The sequence below is a fragment of the Pseudomonas paracarnis genome, from assembly GCF_904063055.1.
GTDB lineage: Bacteria > Pseudomonadota > Gammaproteobacteria > Pseudomonadales > Pseudomonadaceae > Aquipseudomonas > Aquipseudomonas paracarnis.
On sequence record NZ_CAJFCN010000101.1, the window covers coordinates 1 to 436 of the forward strand.

The window sequence follows — 436 nt, forward strand, 5'->3', positions numbered from 1 at the left end:
CACTTAATAAAACTGTCCCCTTTTTAACATTTTTCAGTTAAGCAATACCGACTAGGGTAGGAGTTGAGATACAGTACTGGTTGAAAAATCGGAAAGAGCGTGAATCTAACGATAAAGACAGGGGCCAAGGGAATTGAGCACAAAGCGGGCGACACAAAGGCCGCCCTGTTGTCACTCAGGACGGATCGGCATTAAGCCTGCGACGGATGACATCCAGCAAATCACACCCATCGCGCAGCGGAATGGCCAGCAAGTGGGCGAAGTCTGAAAGCACTACGGCATCGCTGCTGAGTTGTTCGCGGAAGGCCAGGTTTTCCAGCAGTTGGGTGACGGCCCGAATGCGGTGCACGGCGGCGTCGGGAAGGACGTCGAGAGGTGCCTGGGTGTCGATGATCAGGGCTGAGACGGTGCAGTCGTGGCCGGTTAGGGGCATGTA

1 protein-coding gene is annotated in these 436 nt (G+C 54.6%); it reads right to left on the minus strand.

What is annotated here, in order from left to right; translation table 11 throughout:
* Window positions 1-175 precede the first annotated feature (175 nt).
* Window positions 176-433: a hypothetical protein gene (locus tag JMV15_RS28080; protein WP_201492009.1), complete on the minus strand. Its 258-nt coding sequence runs from the start codon at window positions 431-433 to the stop codon at window positions 176-178.
* Between the last annotated feature and the right edge of the window lie 3 nt (window positions 434-436).

What these genes read in the sequence shown, in the direction of transcription:
- JMV15_RS28080 (WP_201492009.1), bottom strand. Translation starts at nt 433, where the DNA reads ATGCCCCTAACCGGCCACGACTGCACCGTCTCAGCCCTGATCATCGAC.